Here is a 19,025-nt window from a genome sequence, read left to right on the forward strand (position 1 = left end):
GCCGGATGCAAAGACGAACAGGCGACTAACTACAAAGTAACACTGATATACTATCACCACACTGACCATGCTGGCACGAGCGAGGTTATAACGGACGCGTCCGGCGTGATAATGCGGGAGGCGAATTATGAGGCGTTTGGCGGGGTCTTGAGTACCGGCGGGAGCATGATGTTTGTGGCGAGCTACACTGGGAAGGAACTTGACGAAGCGACCGGGTTGTATTACTTTAACGCGAGGTGGTATGACAGTAGTTTAGGGAAGTTCATAACGGAAGACCCTGCCCGGGACGGGACGAACTGGTATGAGTACTGCAGGAATAATCCGCTGAGGTATACAGATCCTACCGGGATGTGGACTGATAACGGCGATGGGACATTTACAGCGGTAGAAGGGGACACACTATGGGATTTGTACGGTGCTGATTGGCAGGAAAAGTCCGGATATGAAGGTGACCCGACAAAGCTTCAAATTGGTGATGTCGTAGGGAAAAAGAATGAAATTTCTGAATCTCTGCCGGTTGATAATACGATTGATTCACAAGAAATAACTACACCAGAAAAGGAGCCAAATTTTCTCTTGCAAGGATTGTTGGGCGGTGGAGAGATACTTGGTGGATTAGCTACATATGTAGGAATTACTGCCTGGGGTATTGCTCAAGAAGCTGCTGCAATAAAAATGCAAGGCACTTTAGATCCTTCTGTTGGATATTCAATGTTAGCAGGTTATACCTATGCTAGTATAATGCTTGCAGATGGAATAAATTTATTATCAAATGCTTTCGCAAAAAAGAAACACAAAGTGCTTTTATACCAATTTTTAAATCGGTAGTTATAGATCCTATGTTTGATGTAGGAAAAGGTCTTAATGACTACAAGAGAAAGGAAGGCAATTAAATGAAAAGCTCAAATATGTATGCTTGTTTATTGTCAAAGAAAATACCTGTGTTTGCTTTTTCATCGGCTGCCTGTATTTTTCTATTTTTTATATGGGGAGAAGGAATCTTTTCATTTTTAATAAATTTTATAGGTGTTTATATTGGAATTGTAATAATTATAGAAATATTTTTTTCTTATGTTAGAACATTTTCATTAGTTAAACATGTCAAAGATGAAAAAGCACTGAAAAAAGTAAGATTTTATTTACAAGTACTTCCATACGTTCCAGCGTTTTTTGGGTCTTTAGTTATTTGCTTATTTAAAATTTGGTTTGAGGGTAATATCTATTACCGGGATGTAATATACATATTGGCAGGAACGCAATTAGTAAATTTCATTTCAAGTATTGTGGTTAATACACGAATTAGAATATCAAGTTTTATAGATAAACCCGATGAGCTAACATACAAAAAGCAAGAAGAAAAACAAGACGACGAAGTAAAAGAAACAAACTAAAAGGCAGAGTAAACTGGTAGAAAAAGCTGTATCTGAGAAGAAATCTTCCGATACAGCTTTTTTTGTTTTAAAGGCTGGAATTTATGAGAAAGCGATGAAAAGCATTGTACCTTTCGAAACGCAAGATAAAGAGTGTACTACAAAGGCATGTAGTTTAAGTTTATACGACGCTATATCGTATAAGTATACTTTATCGTTATAGTATATTGTTGGAGTATAGCCTGACTGTAATACCTGAACCCCGGACGAGGGGGTAGCGTAGAATCCTTGAGTAATGCGAAAGCATTACTCAAGATTCGGAGCGAGGGGGAGCCGCGTCTGCAATGCAGTATGCTTGGCCCATTCCGCACATAGTTTTTCCCCAACCAAACGCTCCCCCTTCTTAAAAAAATCGAATGTCTTTGCGGACAAGGTGGAAACAAGATTTATAAAGGTGCACAGTACATGGGACGAACGGGATGGGAGCTATGAGGCGGAAGACGCCCACACGGTGGCCGGGAATGTGCGGGACCTGGTGGAAGTATGGTATACGATAGAGGGCCAGCAGAGCGGGTGGACGTATGACGAGACGGGAAACCGGATACGGGAGAGTGTAAACCGGGGAGGAAACAGGGTCACGGAAACGGAATATTACCGGCACACCAACCTGATCCGGACAAGAGGAGAGTGGGAATACAACTATGACGCGAACGGAAACCTCATAGAGCGCGGAACGAACGGCGTATGGAACGAAAGTTCCCGGCGGTATGAGTATGACGGGGAAGAAGGAGAACTGTGGAAGTATGAGTATGACCTGTCGAACCGTCTGGTGAGGGTGCTGTACACGAAAGAGGGGAGCGCTAATCTCAGTGAAGCGGCGTCGTATGAGTATGACCTGCGCGGGCTGAAGGTAAAGAGTGAAAGGAACGGAGAGAGTGAGTATACGCAGTATGACCAGGGAGGAAACCTGGTGTGGAAGGAGAAGGGAGAAGAGTCGAGCCGGTATGTGAGAGCGGGAAGTACGGTATGGGCCGAGGAGCGGATAAGCGGGAATATAACTGCGGTATACTATCACCACACTGACCACCTGGGCACGAGTGAGGTTATAACGGACGCGTCCGGCGTGATAGTGTGGGAGGCGAATTATGGCGCGTTTGACGGAGTCTTGAGTACCGGCGGGAGCATGGCTTTTACTGCGAGCTACACGGGGAAGGAACTTGACGAAGCGACCGGGTTATATTACTTTAACGCGAGGTGGTATGACCGCAGCTTAGGGAAGTTCATAACGGAAGACCCTGCGAGAGACGGGACGAACTGGTATGAGTACTGCAGGAATAATCCGCTGAGGTTTGTGGATCCCGACGGGTTAAGTATTATAGGTGCTTTTCGGGGTTTAGTAAAAGCTACAAAAGGATTCTTGGAGATTTCTGGGGGATCGCTTTGGGTGCAGCCGTGAGCGTTCTTGAAGGTGGATCTGGAGGATTAGCAACGCCAATTGCTGCGGGTGGGTATATTGTTGCTGGTGGCTTAATAGTTGATGGTTATTTCAACCTTGCAATGGGACTTTCAGAGACAGGCATCGAAATTGCTGATATTTTTTCTCAGGAAGATATCAAAATGCCGGATACACCAACAAATATAGGCGGGTCCATTGGTGCTGCAGTAGATGCATCAAATGGACATGATCGTACTGTAAATGGCCCAGGTCCTAATGAAGAAAAAGGAACTCATATTAATAATGTTACATCAACAGTCCTTGGTGTAATTTCCTTTCCTGCAGGAATGGAAGCTGCTGCAAATACTATTGAGGCTACAGTTAATATTTTGAATGCTGCACATGATGTTTTTAGCCTTGAATTTCCTGGCATGGAAAATATACCGGTTAATAATGAGGAGTAAGAAAAGTGTTACGTAATATAATACCTGGAATTGGAGGATTGTCTTTGATTATACTTGGTGTGGGAGGGTTATTTTTTAAACAACAAATTACTAAATTAGGATTAGGGATACTGAATAAAAAATTCTTCATCTTTTGTTTAATAACAGGGATAGTATTGTTATTAATTGTTATATTAGAATTTTTTTTCCTGAACTAAGCTAATGATAACAAAATAAAACGTAATGCAAACTTATTCAAAGCCAGAAAGAAGCTGTATCTGGACTGAATCTTCATGTACAGCTTGGTGGAATCAACTTATGAAAAAATATGGAGAAGAGATGATATATAAGCTTTGATAAGTATTTAGATGGATTATCAATTAATGGTGTTGGATTATCAGATGATGATATCTATAGTATCGAAAAGACCCTAAAAATAGTACTCCCTGATGGTTATAAAGACTTTCTGTGGAAAATTAATGGGAGTGAAGGAATGTTTAATCAAAAAAACTATGCAATTCTCTGGAGAGGAGAATATCTTCAGGATTATAATTGTGAATATCAGGTTGAAGACTATTTAGAAGATATGATCCTCTTTGGCTCGGATGGCGGGGGAGAAGCATTCGCCTTTGACAAAATGAAGGAAATGATAATTGTTCGTGTTCCCTTTATTGGAATGGAGAGAGAATTAGCTATAGAAATAACGGATACATTCACAAATTTTTTGAGCTTGCTTTATAACAATACGTCTTGGAGGTGATGCGTATCTTCTGGGTGCGGCAGCTGGCGGCAACCTCGGCCCAAGTTTTTCTTTTAAATTTGGAGCAGGCTTAGCGCTTGGGATACGTTTTGATATTCTCCGAAATAATGGAGGTGAATAAATATGAAAAAAATATTTGCCAGAATATTTTTAGTAGCTTTTATTGTCATGTTTATAACAGCATTTTTATTTGATGCACAAGCTAAGAAACTAAAGGGCGATGCAATATCAGGTTATTATAGAAGACAATAAATACTATGTTTTAAAGGGGAGAACTATTCAGAAGTAACAGCTGTTGCCTGGTATACAAATTTTATACTTTTTATACTTGTTATGGTATCTGGTTCCCTTTCTGGTATCGGACTCATGTTCTTTATGCTAGCATATGTTTTTCCGTTTGTAGAGAAAGCAAATAGAGGACGAAGAGAATATAATGAGAAAACCAGACTTAAATAACAGTATTTTTACATGAACCTGTCATTGAATTTATTGGATGACATCAATAAAAGAGACGAGAGTAAAACCCATAGTGTCAACAAATTGAAAACTGAAGAAAAACCAGGACAGGGAAGGACATACGTTCGAACTGGTCTGACAGATAGAGTAAAATACCAGAAAAAAGCTGTGTGTGAAGGAAAAACGGCAAAAGGCCATACTCTAGGAAACAGTTTTCCTGTTAGAGGAGACGTTGAATGATGAAGACCTCACTGACTTGGAACCGATTGATGCAAGAATGATTGTTATCAGAGAAAGAGCAAGTTATGATGTTTCTCAAGACAGAAATTCTCCACAGAATGTAGCATTGGATACTGTTATTTTAATTAATAACAGAACAGGTGAAGCTGTTGTAATAAATGAAGTTCAGACAGTAGCTAATTATCCTTTGACAGCTCCCGATGGGACACCTGCTCCTGACAGTTTTCCTGATACGATTGCTGCAACTGATTTTCAGATGAAATATATAACAACCACAAACGTCGCAGCAGGAGATGCTGGAGTTATTACAAATACCAGAACTATAACTGGTAATTCTGTTAACGCTTATGGGTATACTGAGAACGAAGCAACTCCAGGAAGAACATTGGTTCATTCAAATACTAATCCTACCACTAATGCAGATTATAATACTCCATATAGTAAAGCATGTATAATACCAAAAAAAGGTGAAGATAATGTATTATTTTTTGATACACTTGCTAGATGGGGTGCCAAAAAAGGTGATATAATACCTGGTCATGTTTATGTGAACAAATCTTGGGAAAGCGGAGGTGGAGAATGAACAATGTAGAAAAAAATACCATAGTATTGGTATTAGTATTATTTTTAACACTCACGCTGTCTGCAAATGAGTTTGTTGGAAAGGAATATCATTATGCTGATGATCGCAGTAGTATTATTATTCATGACAAATATACAGAGTTTTATTGGGATACATTCACTGAAGCTGATATCAAAGTTAAAAAACAAATCTCACAAATAATAGAAGATGGGTATTTTAAGATATTGGAGACTGTTGAAAAAAAAAATTTGCTTTTTACTGTAGTTGCGACGATATAGACTTTTTAACTTTATTATCAGATGGAAACAAAAAAGGGCTCTTTTATGAATCGCTTCAAATACCTTATGCAAGCACTTCAAGAAATGATATACAAACTTCTCCATCTTTGCGTGGTGTGAAGGTATTGTGTGCAAGTGATTCCATTAAGGAAATTATAAGTAATACGGAAATAAATTATTTACCAGACTTTTTTGAACTGTATAATGTCCCTTGGGCTATCTCTTCAAGTGCAAAAGAAAAAATAATGGATTTCTATTGTTCTCCAAGGGATTGGCATAAAAAGGATTTATTGTTACCAGTAAAGAATCTAATTATCGCAAATGGATTTATTGTTCCCGACAAATCATATCTGTATGAACAAAACTGCCGTGCAAAAACTATAAAAATATCATATGGTGATACAGAATACATTCATATATTGGAAGATACACCAAACTTTCAGGTTGTGTCGCTTCCGAGGGCTTTTATCCCTAATGAAAAAAATAAAGTAAAACTTGAAATACTTGATTGGTATGGAGGAACAAAGTATGATGATATTGTCATTTCTGCTATATTTTTCCCCTATACACTCATAAAGAACTAATATGGAGCGTTCTAGGAAAAGCCAAAGTAAGTTATGAAATTTCAATATATAAGTGAATGCAATATTATAAGGTGTTTTTTGTTTTCTTTCTGATTAGCCTTTTAGGCTGTGCGGAAAAAGATATAACGGTATTCCGGTTTAAGGACTGGGATGAATATAAAGCGCGTAGGAGTTTTATACCGGGCGATTACAGGAATTTAAAGGGCGCTGATACTGTTCGGGAGATGGAAGTATTGTATGAAAGTCATTCAGATACAAGAAACTTGGTAATCTATACAGCACGGTATGAGAATGGTCTGTTGCGCGAAATAAGTGATACCCAGTAGCTGCTGATGAATCAGGGGAGCGGTATTATTATGATGAGCAGGGACGTGTGACTAGGAAAGAGTATCTTAACTGGGATGGCACGGTGCTGCCTGAGTATTCCTATGATTATAGTTATGAATATGATAAAACAGCAAAAGCCTTTGTCCAGACGGTACTTCAGAATGAGATACCTGTTGAAACATGGACGGAAACAAAAACCAAACATGGATATCAACTGGTCAGGAATTATCTTGTAAAAACCTATGCTGATGAAGTTTTTGAAGTAAGTCTGGCCGGGGACGTGTGCTACATGTTATAACAAAATATAAAGTTACGGGGATAATATCCTTTGATTTAACGTATGATAATAATAAGTTGACATCTATTCTAAGAAAAAATATCGTAAACGGGAAAGAAAGAAAAACTTTTGCATACGAAATGACTTCCCATGATGAGCATGATAATGTCACTGAAATGTCAACGTATAATTACGACCGTACAGATGATACAAAACGACAGGGAATGCAGAAATTTTTCTTTTCTGATTATGATGAGGCCGGGAATTGGCAGACATTAACCATATCGGTTTTTGATAACCCTGCTATATTCCAGCGATATACACGAAAGATTGTATATGACTGAGAACTAACAAAAGATAATATACTTTAGTGAACAGCTGTATCTGAGAAGAAATCTTCCGATACAGCTGTTTTGTTTTAAAGACTAGAAACCTGCGATAATGTGCTGAAAGGCTTATATATTGAGCCGCAAGATAAAGTGTATATTACAAGGGCAGGTAGTTCATAATTATACGATGCTTTATCGTATCACGATACGATAAAAAGATATGCATACTCTATTATTATACTATATCATTAGAGTATAGAGTATCTTGGAAGTCCCCCGAACCCCGGACGAGGGGGTAGCGGAAGACCCCGCAGTGGTGAACGGCTTATGCCATTCACCACGAGGAGGCTGGAGCGAGGGGGAGCCGCGTCTGCGGTGCAGTCTGCCGGACCGGTACAGCAGACTTTTTCTCCCTGCCAAATGCTCCCCCTTTAAAAGAAATCAAATCAATAAAATTGCACGTATCCTTTCGTATGACTCAAACAGCCTCCCCCTCTGAACACGGAACGGCCTGTATGTGAAATATGGATGGACTATAGAAATATGAGCGCCGCCTTTTCAGCAGTCCCGTTTCGTGACTCCTTTTGATGATGAACCCCAACTCCCATAAAATCAAAATACAATACTCTGCAATATTCTTACTCCAGTTCAAAGGTTCCTGTATAAAGCTGGTAATAGGTTCCTTTTTTTTCGATAAGTTCATCATGGGAACCGCGCTCGATAATCCTGCCCTTGTCCATAACCATGATTATGTCGGAGTTCATAACGGTGGAAAGGCGGTGCGCGATTACGAATACGGTCCTGCCTTCCATTAACCGGTCCATGCCCTGCTGCACAAGAGCTTCCGTGCGGGTATCAATGGAAGAGGTCGCCTCGTCCAGAATCATGACGGGAGGGTCCGCTACAACGGCCCTTGCTATGGAAATCAGCTGGCGCTGTCCCTGGGAAAGGCCGCTTCCGTCGCCCTCAAGGAGCGTGTCATATCCTCCGGGCAGCATCATGATAAAGTTGTGCGCGTTCGCCAGTTTTGCCGCTTCGATGCATTCTTCATCCGTCGCGCTGGGGTTTCCGTAGTGAAGGTTTTCCATAACGGTTCCGGTAAACAGATTGACGTCCTGTAACACAATACCCAGAGAACGCCGTAAATCAGGCTTTTTTATTTTTTCAATATTGATACTGTCATAACGGATCTTACCGCCGCCGATGTCGTAAAATCGGTTAATCAGATTCGTTATGGTTGTTTTTCCCGCTCCGGTAGCGCCGACAAGCGCAATCTTTTGTCCCTGCTTTGCGGCCAGGCTTATGTCATACAGTATCTGTTTTTCCGGCGAGTAACTGAAATCAACGTGTTCAAAAACCACTTCACCGGACAGTTTTGATAATGTGGTTGTTCCGTCGCGGTGGGGGTGCTTCCATGCCCATGTTCCCGTATGTTCGGAAATTTCCCTCATTTCCCCGCTTTCAGTTTCTATTGTATTTACCAGCGTAACGTAACCTTCGTCGGTTTCCGGTTTTTCATCCATCAGACTGAATATGCGGGCAGCTCCGGCAAGGGCCGTAATAATGGAATTAAACTGGTTCGCTACCTGCGAGATCGGATTGGTAAAGTTGCGGGAAAGGGTCAGGAACGACGCTATTGTCCCGAGTGTGATTGTATTCATTCCTGAAATGGTGAGGTTGCCCGCCTGATTGATTGCCATCCAGGCTCCGATAACTGCGACTATCACATACTGCAAATATCCGATTGAATTGGAAACCGGCATGAGCGCGTTCGCGTATCCGTTCGCGCTGGAAGACGCGTGTTCCCATTCCCTGTTCCTCCGGCGGAACTCCTTTTTTGTCTGCTCCTCATGGCAGAACACTTTAATGATCTTCTGCCCGTGGATCATTTCTTCAACATATCCGTCAAGATCGCCCAGAGTATCCTGCTGCTTTACGAAAAAGAACCCGCTCTTGCCTGTCAGTATTCTTGTAATGAATAACTGCCCGGCCACCGCGGCCAATACGACGAGCGTCAGATAAATGCTCTGATACAGCATGGCGCAGAATACGGCTATTATGGTACAAATGGAAGTGACCAGCTGGGCCAGAGATTGGGCAATCATTTGCCGCAGGGTATCGGTGTCATTTGTGTAGCGGCTCATAATATCACCGTGCGTGTGGGTGTCAAAATATCTGACCGGCAGTCCCTGCATTTTCTCAAACATCTCATCACGGATTTGCCGGAGCGTCCCCTGCGCGATGGTCACCATGACCCTGTTGTAAATCAGGGTAGCCAGCGTACCGATCAGGTAAATAACGCCTATGACAGCGAGCGCCTTAATCAGACCCGTAAAAACGGGATTGCTTGCGCCCAGCAGCGGAAGAATATAATCATCGATCAGGGTTTGAAGAAACAGGGATGAAGCTACGCTTGCCAGCGAACTTAATATAATACAGACGCCCACGGTGATCAGGGCAGCTTTATATCTGTTCAGATAGGAAAGAAGTCTCTTCACGGTTTTAAAACTAAACTGGGTATTATTCATTTGCCGTACTTCCTTTTTTCTGCGATTCAAAAACCTGTCGGTATATTTCGCTTGTTCTCATGAGTTCGTCCGATGTGCCGACCGCCTCTATCTTTCCGTCATCAAGAACGATGATTTTGTCGGCCTCCTGCACGGACGCGACGCGCTGCGCAATAATGATTTTTGTTGTTTCGGGAATGTATTGCCTGAAAGCCGCCTGAATCCGCTTGTCGGTTTTTGTGTCCACGGCGCTTGTCGAATCGTCCAGAATCAGTATTTTCGGCTTTTTCAGAAGAGCCCGCGCGATGCAAAGCCGCTGCTTCTGTCCGCCGGATACATTGGTTCCGCCCTGTTCAATATGGGTATCATAGCCCTCCGGCATGGCGCTGATGAATTCGTCAGCGCAGGCCAGCCGGCAGGCTTCCTCAAGTTCTTCATCCGTGGCGGTCTCATTTCCCCAGCGCAGGTTTTCCTTGATGGTTCCTGAAAAGAGCGTGTTTTTCTGTAAAACCATTGCCACTTCACTGCGCAGGGTGTCGAGGTCATACTGTCTCACGTCAACGCCGCCCACTCTGACGGAACCGCCGCTGACATCGTACAGGCGCGGAATGAGCTGGACAAAAGATGTTTTTGAAGAACCGGTCGCGCCAATGATACCGACCGTCTCCCCGGACTTTATGCTGATGGACGCGCTGTCAATCACCTTTTTTCCGGCTTTGGCCGCGTAAACGAAATCAACATTCTCATAGCTTATATCCCCGTTTTCGACGCGCGTGACCGGATGATCGGGATTTTTGATGTCTGTTTCTTCATTCAGAATTTCGCCAATGCGTTCCGCAGAGGACGCCGCGATGGTCACCATGGCAAAAATCATTGACAGCGCCATCAGGCTGTATAGTATCTGGGTCGCATATGAAAACAGCGCGGTCAGCCCTCCGGCAGTCAAACCCAGAGCCGCATTGTTCCCGCTTGCGACAATTGCTTTAGCGCCGAACCAGGAAATCAGGATCATACACGCATACATGCAAAACTGCATCAGCGGAGAGTTAAAGGCTATCATCCGTTCCGCTTTGGCATAATCCTGATAGATGGCTTCCGATGTCCTGCTGAATTTTCCGATTTCATGGTCCTGCCTGTTGAATGATTTCACGACGCGGACCCCGTGCAGGTTTTCCTGCACGATATTGTTCAATTTGTCATATGCTCTTAACGCTCTGTCAATGACAGGTTTGGCATAGCGGAGAATAAGGTACAGACCCAAAGCCAGAATGGGAACCATTACGAGAAATACCAGTGAGATCTCGCGGCTGATTTGAAATGAGACAACCAGGCAAAAGATTATCAGCAGGGGCGCCCGTACGGCTATACGGATAATCATCTGATAGGCGTTCTGGATATTGGTGATGTCTGTGGTCAATCGGGTTATGATTGATGAAGTAGAAAACTTGTCCATATTTGAAAACGAGAAGGTCTGCACATTGTTATAGATGTCCTCGCGGAGATTGGCCGAAAAGCCCGCCGAGGCCTTTGCACCGAACCGCGCGGCAAACATCCCGGACAGCAGCTGGAATGCCGCAAAAATAACGAGCGCTGTTCCATATCTGAATACCGCCGCCATTGAACCGTCTTCAATCCCGAAATCAATCAGGTTGGACATACACAGGGGAATGATAATATCAAAAAACGCTTCACATACCGACAAGACAACTGTAAGCAAGGTCGTCTTTTTGTGCTCCCTGATACTCTTTGCCAGAGTTCTGATCATAGTGACCTCCAATCTGTAACACGTTACATATTTGTGCTTAATTTATCCCGGAATTCATCCGGTATATTTATCAAAGTTTTCGTAAACCGTAACCAGCATTCTGCGCAGCTCTTCCGTTTCTTCGGCGGACAGGCAGTAAGTCAAAGCGCTTTCTCCAAAACGTATGCCCTTTTGTATTTCGCCGGTTATTTTTTTTGCCTTTGCCGTCAAGCCTACCATTTTGTTCCTTTTGTCATTTGGGTCAGGATAGGAATATACAAAGTCTTTCGTCTCCAAACGGCTCACAATCCCGGCGACCGCCGGATGGGATACCCCCAGAAAAACTTCGATTTCCTTTTGTGTCACTTCTTCGCTGCGGTCATACAGATAATTCAATACGGTCGACTGGGAAAAGGTCAGATCCTTTTCCTTTAACTCGGCGTCGCCGCCGGCTCTCATTTTATCCGTAATCAGTTTTAATAGCGCTCCGATATCCCGCTGGTTCATACGTGATTGCTTACCGCCTTCTTTTAAAGTGTAACATGTTACAGATAATATACCCGGAATATTATATTGTCAATACTTTATGGAAATATATCGTTTTTTTTGAAAATAGTTTTACTTTCTGATGATACCGGTTCAGGAAATTCCTTATTGGAATGAAAGGACAAAAGATAATGATATTTCGTCTATAATTATTCTCTTGTGAAGAAATAATGTAAATAATGGTATTATTCCGCGCGGGGAGGATTGGTAAATTATAATCAATAATAATGCGGATTTTGCAGGCCGCTTTTACATAATTGTTAAAGGATTCACGGTGGGAAGAAAGCTGTCTTTTTAAATAAAAACCGGAGTGTCGTTATTCCAGTCAGGAACGGCGTTTAATTTCAGTATGCTTATACGATGCTCCATCGTATCACAATACTCTAATGACAGTTATACTATAATGTTATAGTACTCTATCATTAGAGTATAAAATTTCCTGATACCTGAATACCGGAAGGGACAAAGGAAACCTTTTGAATTTGAACCGGAATATCCTATTCCCGTCTCCGGTCGTATTCATCCGACTGCCTGTTAATCCATTCGCCGGTTGACTTTGCCGCGTCCTCAACAGTCACAATCAGCGCCTTAAGGACCTTTTCGCCTGTTTTGCCCGCGGAGAGAAGGCCCTTCGCGACAGGGTTTTTTGCGACTTTCGCGGCCTGGGATACTGTGTTCGCATATTCGTCGGCAGTCATGCGGTTCACGGCATCCTTTTCCTCGCTGCCGTAGCCGTATGTTGAGCTGTAAAAATTAAGGACAAAGCGGGCTATATTTTTTTCATCTTCTGAAAGGGTCCCGCCAGCTTCGGCTTCCACATCGGCAATAAAGTTGCGGGAGTCGGTTTTGCCTCCCGCGTATGCCGCTGTTGAAAGCACGCAGAAAAATATCAGGAAACAACCGGGAAGAAAAATATACCTCCGTAAACCGTTCCGCCTATACATATCCATTCTGCCTCCTCCTTGCATATCTTATACCTTGAATCTGCCTATTGTTCCTTCCATCCGTTCAACAAGCTGTTCATTCTGGGAAGTAATTGTCGTAATTTCCTGGGCCATACCTTCAACGCTGGTAATGGCGGTTCCGATGTCTTTTGAACTTTCGAAGATTCCCCTGGCCGCGTCCGACAGTTTTTCCATTGCCGACACAATTACCTCGTTTCCTGAACTCATTTCTCCCGAACTGGCGCGGACCTTTGACGTAATATCATTCATGCTTTTTATTGCTTCGAGGATCTGTTCCGAACCTTCGCGCTGTTCAATCATCGCGGCCTTTACTTCGGTAACCAGCATATCGGTTGTTCCGATTTTTCCTGAAAGGTCTTCAAAGGCCTTTTCCGATTCAGTGGAAGCTTTGACTATCGTTTCAATTGTTTCACGGATTGACTGCAGTTTCGTACCGATGGTCCTGGTCTGTTCCGCCGATGTTTCAGCAAGCCGCCGGATTTCATCCGCGACAACGGAAAATCCTTTTCCTGCGTCGCCCGCGTGGGCCGCTTCTATCGCCGCGTTCATTGCAAGGAGATTTGTCTGCGAGGCTATTGATCCTATGATTTCATTGGCCTCGAGCAGGCTTTCCGATTGCTCCGCGATCTGGGCAATGGATACGCCGGCCGCGTTCTGCACGGCAAGGCCCTGGTCCGATGAGGCAAGAAGAAGTTTGAATTCGGTCGCGATACGGTCGGTTGACGCTGAAACGGAACCGATGTTTCCTACCATTTCTTCAATAGATGCGGAAGCCTCCGTGACGCTTGCGGACTGGTCGGTTATGAGTTCATCAAGCCTTGTTATGCCATTTGAGGTCTGTTTTACCGCGGCTGATGAATTTTCAATATCAGCGTTCTGGCGCTGCAGCCGTTCCTGGATTATATCAACAAGATCCGAAATCCGCGTAATTTCACCGGTCGCGCCCTGGGCCTCTGTAGTCAGCTGCTGGGAACTTGCCATAATCTGGTCCTGGGCTCCCTTCATTTCAGCTATTATGCCGGCCAGTTTCGCGAGGAACTCGTTAAAGTCAGTCACAAGTTTTCCGATTTCATCATTGCGTTTTATATCAAGCCGTTTTGTGAGATCGGCTTCGCCTTCCGCCAGTTCGCGGAAATGGGCGCCGACCTTTTTTATGGGTTCGGCAATCCAGTTTCCGATTACCATCGCGATTATCAGGAAGACTACCAGAGCGCCTGCCATTATAAAAAACAGCATCTTGTTAAGATCATTGACGGGTTTATTTACTTCGGCATCAGAAACTGCAATACTGAGGTGCCAGTTATATACTTCCGAAACTTCCGTTGTAAAAAGCGAATATTTTTTTCCGTCCGGACGTATAAACGAACCTTCAGACATGAGTTCTGTCAGGGCTGTTTTAGAGAGTTCGGACAATCCCGTATATCCGAAATCCTCGTCAGCCGTATTAATATTGAGTTTCATGCGTATATCCGGGTCCTGTGCTGCAATTACCAGCCCGGAACTGTCTATTACCCAGCCGTAGGTCTGGTCTCCTACATTGATTTCATCAATGGATTTTGATATCTGTTCGAGCGACATTTCAAAACCGAGAATGGCTCTGATCCTTCCGTCAGGATAATATACCGCCTGGGCAAGAATTATCGCGGGTTCTCCCGTATTGCGTGAAATAATAGGGTTTCCTACAAACCTGTCCAGCTTTTCCGTGAAGATTGCGCTGAAATAGGCCCTGTCTCCGACATTAATATATGTGCCGACACCTGAGGTCCCTCTTCCGTCCGGCCAGGCGATATATACATTTACAATATCGCTGCCCACTTCTCCTATCATCGAATGGGCGAATTCTTCGGCTTCCCTGTCTGTGCCGTATACAATTGTATCCTGGATTGAAAGTATCCTCAGCTGCTGCTGGTACATTTCTATTATGGCGTCAATTTCATCCGCCCTTGCTTCCGCGATCTGCAAATTTGACGAAACAACCAGATCATGAACCGACTTGCGGACCTGAAGCCCTGCACTGATAAAAACTGATACCAGCAGAATCAATATCATGCCGCCAATTGCTGCTGCAACACGCAATCTGAGAGAAATTTGTCGTTTCATATCCCTTCCTTTCACTATATATTTTATGAGGCCGTTCTGTTACTGAGAAATGGTATAACAGACCGTTGTTATATGCTAACGCAAGGTATCATATAAATCAATACTGAAATGTATCAAAGAAACAGCGTTTTTAAGCCGAAAACCCCTGAATCGCAAGAGTTACGGCCCGTTTAACATCGCTGACATCGTTGCGGTCCAGAATGGCAATGCGGAAAATTGCGGACTCAATCAGTCCGTATAATAATTCATTGGCGTTCCTGACATTTGTTTTCACCAGAAATTCGCCCGCGTTTTTGCCCGCGATAATTATCTGGGAAAGCAGATGCCGGACCCTGATGGTTCTGCGTTTTACCCGGGATTCGGGGTCTTTGCCTGTTTTCTGCAGGCGGAGCAGATAGGTAAGAACAACATTGAACAGGCGCTGGTTGTCCGCACAGCGGTCCAGGATAGTGAACATGACTGTTTCGAGGCACTCGGTATATGGCATTTTCTTTGAAGAAATCAGGTCCTTGAGATCTTTTTCAATACCTTCTGTCAGCTGCTTGATGCTCCAGATAAAAATTTCCCGTTTGTTCTTGAAATATAAATACAATATTGTCCGGGTAATCCCGCAGCGGTCCGCGATTTTCTGAAAGGTGGCGTCCTCGTATCCTTCTTCAATAAAGATATCAAGCGCTTTTTCAAGAATTTCACTGCGTCTTTTTCATGTTCAACTATAATAGCCATTTATGTCCTCTCCTGATATCTGTAAAAACAGGTGTCGATATTTCCGCTTTTCAGTTTCCGCTTTTTAGCCGCTTTTTTCCAAAAAAAGTTTCGAATTCTTCATTGCTGGTAATAAAACCGAGGTCCCAGCCGGGAAAATTAACGGAAATAATCCTCATTGATTCATACAGTTTTAGAGCCTCTTCCTTGTCGCCCAGCCTTTCCCCGTAAGGCGGATTCGAAATAATCACTCCTTCCGTGTAGGGGGCCGCGAGCTCTTCAAAAGAGGCCCTGGCAAAATCGGGGCGGGGAATGCGGTCATCCCTGCCTGCGTCCTGAAGCGCCCGGCCCGCGATGGCGCAGGCCCGTTCCGCGTTGGCGCGGGCTGAAACCAGAACGGTTTCCGCAATATCGCTGCCTGTAACGCGTACGATACAGTCTGTTCGTATGGCTTCCGCGGCTGCGGTCCGTTCCGCCCGGATGGCTTTCTGTATGCTGTCAGTATCCGAAATCGCCAGATTTTCAAGGGAAAAGGACCTCCCCAGTCCGGGCGCGATATTGTGGGCAAACAGAACGGCTTCGATCGGAATTGTGCCTGATCCGCAAAAAAGATCATGGAGAGGCTGTTTTCTCCTCCAGTTCATGAGCTGGAGCAATGAGGCCGCCAGGGTTTCCCGTATGGGCGCTTCTCCGCCCGCGGTGCGGTATCCCCGCCTGTGAAGCGGTTTTCCCGAAAGGTCAAGCAGAATGACCGCGGTATTATTTTCTATATATATACGTACTGACATCTCGTCGCCGGTTTCGGGCAGAATGCTCATCCGCCACGCGGCCCCGAGCCTGTCATATATGGCCTTATGCGCAACTCCCTGCACGGAATGCTCCGATGATAATTTGCTTGAATGTATCCTGACCTTGTCAACAATTACCCTGACATCCTTTTTGAAGTAATCCTGCCAGGGAATTGATTTGACGCCTTCAAAAAGTTCGTCAAAGGTTTCACAATGAAAAGACGCGAGCTGAAGGTACACCCGGTCGGCTGTACGGAGGCAGAGATTTGCGCGGTACATTTCCGAAAAGACGCTTCCGTCCGATGATTTCTCAGGCGAAAAGGTTACGCGTCCCGGGGCCTGTCCTACAGGAGTAAAAGCGAGGTGCCGTAATTCATTGGCCAGAACTTTTTCAGCCCCGATCGCGCAGGGCGCCGCAAGCGTAATCATATTCTGATTATAACATTTAAACGGAAAATGTAAAGTTGACTTTTCTGTAATCATGGACAAAAGAGTTTTTTTTGAAGAACCGGAAAATTTGACCGGAGTCCAGGCAAATTTTCCGGTTCCCGGGACGCAGTTTACCCTGTCAGGGGCCGTAACAGACCATACCGGGTATAAAAACAGGAAGTCTATCATCCGGTGTCAAGAAGAACCATGCTGAAACAGTTCCGGATGATATGCTCCCTGGAATTTAAATATTAGCCGTGCAGACTAGACTTCCGTCTTGTTTCTGCTGTCGCTTTCGCGGATGGCGACCCGCCTGATTTTCCCGCTGATAGTCTTTGGAAGTTCGTCCACAAATTCAACTACACGGGGATACTTGTATGAAGCCGTTGCCTCTTTTACATGCTGCTGTATTTCCCTGCGCAGTTCCCTGCTGGGCGCATAACCCTGTACAAGAACAATAGTGGCTTTGACAATCTGGTTGCGGTTTTTATCGGCGATCCCGGTAACAGCGCACTCAAGCACCGAAGGGTGCGTCAGAATAGTACTCTCAACTTCAAACGGGCTGATTCTGTATCCGGAACTTTTTATAAGATCATCATTTCTGCCAACAAACCAGAAGAAGCCTTCCTTGTCCCGGCTCGCGGTATCTCCGGTATGATACAGACCTCCTTCGAACGCTTCTTCGGTAAGGGCGGGATCATGGTAATATCCCGCGAACATTCCGAATGGTTTTCCCTTTTCGAGCCGGATAACAATTTCGCCGACCTCATCCGTGTCACAGGAAGTTCCGTCAGGACGGATAATATCAATATCATATCCGGGGGCAGGCTTTCCCATTGAACCCGGTTTTGGGTCCATCCAGGGAAAGTTCCCGATGGTCAGGGTCAGTTCGGTCTGTCCGTAGCCTTCGCGCAGGCTGAGCCCGGTCATTTCAAAGAATTTATTATATACTTCGGGGTTCAGGGCTTCTCCCGCGGTGGTACAGTATTCAAGTTTTGACAAATCATATTTTGTCAGGTCCTGTTTTATGAGATACCGGTACACAGTCGGAGGGGCGCAGAATGAAGTGACCCCGAATTCGGAAATTTTTTCAAGCAGTTTCCCGGGAACAAAGGAATCCATGTCATAGGCAAAAACCGCGCAGCCGGAAATCCACTGTCCGTAAATTTTCCCCCAGACCGCCTTTGCCCATCCGGTTTCGGCTATAGTCAAGTGCAGTCCGCCGTCCCTGACATTCTGCCAGTACTTTGCCGTAACTATATGGCCCAGCGGATAGGTAAAATCATGCTGTACCATTTTCGGCTCGCCTGAAGTTCCCGAAGTGAAGTACAAAAGCATAATATCCTTATTGCCCGCGGAGTCTTTTCCTTCGGGCCGGGTAAATTCGTCTGAGAGCGTATCAAATACCGAATGAAAGGACTGCCATCCCGGGCGGTCCCTGCCGACGGTTACCAGCGTTTTTACCGTAGGAGAAGCGGGCAGGGAAGCTTCAATCTGTTCCTGCAGAACAGGATCATCAATTGAAACAATCATTGAAATTCCTGCCGCGTTATTCCTGTATTCAAGGTCTTTCCGTAAAAGCATATTGGTAGCCGGAACGGCGACCGCTCCTATTTTATGAAGCGCGAGAATAAAAAACCAGAATTCATACCGGCGCCGGAGAATCAGCATAACCGAGTCTCCTTTTTTTACGCCGAAAGAACGCAGATAATTGGCAGTTCTGTTTACGGCTTCCGAAAGCGCCGCAAAGGTAAAAACCCTGGAGGCGCCGGAGTCATCGCACCAGACAAGCGCCTGCCGGTCCGGTTCTTCGGCCGCGTACCGGTCCACTATATCGTAGGCGAAGTTAAAGTTCTCGGGAATCCGGATCTTGAACTGTTCCTTCATCTCCTCATAAGAATTATAGTCATGTCCAATAAAATCATAAACTTGCATCATTGTTTCCCCTGCAGTATTTCTAATACATCTTTTCATAATGCCAAATACAGAATAACTGTATTTTTTATTCTGATAATTCGCTATATATTGATTAAATGTTATGACATTTTTTGTCAATGCGTCAAAGTTTAAATCTGTTACAATTTAACAAAGTCAAATATTACGGGATTCTGCAACCGGAGCAAAAAAAATGTGTCATAATATAATGGAGGTCTAGGCAG

General features: G+C 44.3%; 20 protein-coding genes and 1 pseudogene. 12 read left to right on the forward strand and 9 right to left on the reverse strand.

Annotated features, from left to right (window positions below; genetic code table 11):
• The first annotated feature begins 87 nt into the window (after nucleotides 1-87).
• The 12 genes from K7I13_RS11595 to K7I13_RS11650 all read left to right on the forward strand — a co-directional run bounded on the left by K7I13_RS11595 (nucleotide 88) and on the right by K7I13_RS11650 (nucleotide 7,097).
• A complete protein-coding gene (locus K7I13_RS11595) occupies nucleotides 88-828 on the forward strand; it encodes an RHS repeat-associated core domain-containing protein (RefSeq protein ID WP_500789621.1) in 741 nt (246 codons plus the stop codon).
• 65 nt (nucleotides 829-893) lie between these two features.
• Nucleotides 894-1,391 carry a hypothetical protein gene (locus tag K7I13_RS11600; RefSeq protein WP_255945842.1) on the forward strand — a complete coding sequence of 166 codons (498 nt, stop codon included), beginning with the start codon at nucleotides 894-896 and terminating at the stop codon, nucleotides 1,389-1,391.
• 412 nt (nucleotides 1,392-1,803) lie between these two features.
• A complete protein-coding gene (locus tag K7I13_RS11605; protein WP_255945844.1) occupies nucleotides 1,804-2,826 on the forward strand; it encodes an RHS repeat domain-containing protein in 1,023 nt (340 codons plus the stop codon).
• Nucleotides 2,811-3,269, forward strand: a complete 459-nt coding sequence (locus K7I13_RS11610) for a hypothetical protein (protein ID WP_255945846.1) — start codon at nucleotides 2,811-2,813, stop codon at nucleotides 3,267-3,269. The genes K7I13_RS11605 and K7I13_RS11610 overlap by 16 nt, the downstream gene beginning before the upstream one ends.
• 415 nt (nucleotides 3,270-3,684) lie before the next feature.
• A complete protein-coding gene (locus K7I13_RS11615) occupies nucleotides 3,685-4,008 on the forward strand; it encodes an SMI1/KNR4 family protein (protein WP_439647489.1) in 324 nt (107 codons plus the stop codon).
• A gap of 123 nt (nucleotides 4,009-4,131) precedes the next feature.
• On the forward strand, nucleotides 4,132-4,260 hold the full coding sequence (locus K7I13_RS11620) for a hypothetical protein (protein WP_255945848.1): 129 nt from the start codon (nucleotides 4,132-4,134) through the stop codon (nucleotides 4,258-4,260).
• A gap of 216 nt (nucleotides 4,261-4,476) precedes the next feature.
• Nucleotides 4,477-4,704 (forward strand): hypothetical protein, encoded by a 228-nt coding sequence (locus K7I13_RS11625; protein ID WP_255945850.1) that lies wholly within the window; start codon nucleotides 4,477-4,479, stop codon nucleotides 4,702-4,704.
• Nucleotides 4,697-5,287 carry a hypothetical protein gene (locus K7I13_RS11630; RefSeq protein WP_255945852.1) on the forward strand — a complete coding sequence of 197 codons (591 nt, stop codon included), beginning with the start codon at nucleotides 4,697-4,699 and terminating at the stop codon, nucleotides 5,285-5,287. The genes K7I13_RS11625 and K7I13_RS11630 overlap by 8 nt, the downstream gene beginning before the upstream one ends.
• Nucleotides 5,284-5,565, forward strand: a complete 282-nt coding sequence (locus tag K7I13_RS11635) for a hypothetical protein (RefSeq protein ID WP_255945854.1) — start codon at nucleotides 5,284-5,286, stop codon at nucleotides 5,563-5,565. The genes K7I13_RS11630 and K7I13_RS11635 overlap by 4 nt, the downstream gene beginning before the upstream one ends.
• Before the next feature lie 125 nt (nucleotides 5,566-5,690).
• Entirely contained in the window at nucleotides 5,691-6,149 is a 459-nt protein-coding gene (locus K7I13_RS11640; protein ID WP_255945856.1) for an NADase-type glycan-binding domain-containing protein, read from the forward strand.
• Between the two features lie 373 nt (nucleotides 6,150-6,522).
• Nucleotides 6,523-6,774 carry a hypothetical protein gene (locus tag K7I13_RS11645; protein ID WP_255945858.1) on the forward strand — a complete coding sequence of 84 codons (252 nt, stop codon included), beginning with the start codon at nucleotides 6,523-6,525 and terminating at the stop codon, nucleotides 6,772-6,774.
• A gap of 119 nt (nucleotides 6,775-6,893) precedes the next feature.
• The gene (locus tag K7I13_RS11650; protein WP_255945860.1) at nucleotides 6,894-7,097 is read left to right on the forward strand and encodes a hypothetical protein; all 204 of its coding nucleotides are present in this window, start codon (nucleotides 6,894-6,896) and stop codon (nucleotides 7,095-7,097) included.
• A 623-nt stretch (nucleotides 7,098-7,720) separates the two neighbouring features.
• Here K7I13_RS11650 and K7I13_RS11655 read toward each other — a convergent pair.
• The 9 genes and pseudogenes from K7I13_RS11655 to K7I13_RS11690 all read right to left on the reverse strand — a co-directional run bounded on the left by K7I13_RS11655 (nucleotide 7,721) and on the right by K7I13_RS11690 (nucleotide 18,804).
• Nucleotides 7,721-9,610 (reverse strand): ABC transporter ATP-binding protein, encoded by a 1,890-nt coding sequence (locus K7I13_RS11655; RefSeq protein ID WP_255945862.1) that lies wholly within the window; start codon nucleotides 9,608-9,610, stop codon nucleotides 7,721-7,723.
• Nucleotides 9,603-11,354 carry an ABC transporter ATP-binding protein gene (locus tag K7I13_RS11660; protein WP_255945864.1) on the reverse strand — a complete coding sequence of 584 codons (1,752 nt, stop codon included), beginning with the start codon at nucleotides 11,352-11,354 and terminating at the stop codon, nucleotides 9,603-9,605. The genes K7I13_RS11655 and K7I13_RS11660 overlap by 8 nt, the downstream gene beginning before the upstream one ends.
• A 54-nt stretch (nucleotides 11,355-11,408) precedes the next feature.
• On the reverse strand, nucleotides 11,409-11,840 hold the full coding sequence (locus K7I13_RS11665) for a MarR family winged helix-turn-helix transcriptional regulator (RefSeq protein ID WP_255945866.1): 432 nt from the start codon (nucleotides 11,838-11,840) through the stop codon (nucleotides 11,409-11,411).
• A 536-nt stretch (nucleotides 11,841-12,376) separates the two neighbouring features.
• Nucleotides 12,377-12,829: a hypothetical protein gene (locus K7I13_RS11670; RefSeq protein WP_255945868.1), complete on the reverse strand. Its 453-nt coding sequence runs from the start codon at nucleotides 12,827-12,829 to the stop codon at nucleotides 12,377-12,379.
• Nucleotides 12,830-12,850: 21 nt separating this feature from the next.
• Nucleotides 12,851-14,944, reverse strand: coding sequence for a methyl-accepting chemotaxis protein (locus tag K7I13_RS11675; RefSeq protein WP_255945870.1), 2,094 nt, complete (start codon nucleotides 14,942-14,944; stop codon nucleotides 12,851-12,853).
• A gap of 130 nt (nucleotides 14,945-15,074) precedes the next feature.
• Entirely contained in the window at nucleotides 15,075-15,536 is a 462-nt protein-coding gene (locus tag K7I13_RS11680) for a TetR/AcrR family transcriptional regulator (RefSeq protein ID WP_369413668.1), read from the reverse strand.
• Between the two features lie 24 nt (nucleotides 15,537-15,560).
• Nucleotides 15,561-15,632, reverse strand: a pseudogene (locus K7I13_RS15710) (TetR/AcrR family transcriptional regulator); the annotation flags it as partial.
• 88 nt (nucleotides 15,633-15,720) lie between these two features.
• Nucleotides 15,721-16,866: a THUMP domain-containing class I SAM-dependent RNA methyltransferase gene (locus K7I13_RS11685; protein WP_369413669.1), complete on the reverse strand. Its 1,146-nt coding sequence runs from the start codon at nucleotides 16,864-16,866 to the stop codon at nucleotides 15,721-15,723.
• 264 nt (nucleotides 16,867-17,130) lie between these two features.
• Complete coding sequence (locus tag K7I13_RS11690) at nucleotides 17,131-18,804, reverse strand: AMP-binding protein (RefSeq protein ID WP_439647438.1); 1,674 nt, start codon at nucleotides 18,802-18,804, stop codon at nucleotides 17,131-17,133.
• Nucleotides 18,805-19,025: the final 221 nt, after the last annotated feature.

The organism is Brucepastera parasyntrophica, assembly GCF_022376835.1.
Classification (GTDB): domain Bacteria; phylum Spirochaetota; class Spirochaetia; order Treponematales; family Treponemataceae; genus Brucepastera; species Brucepastera parasyntrophica.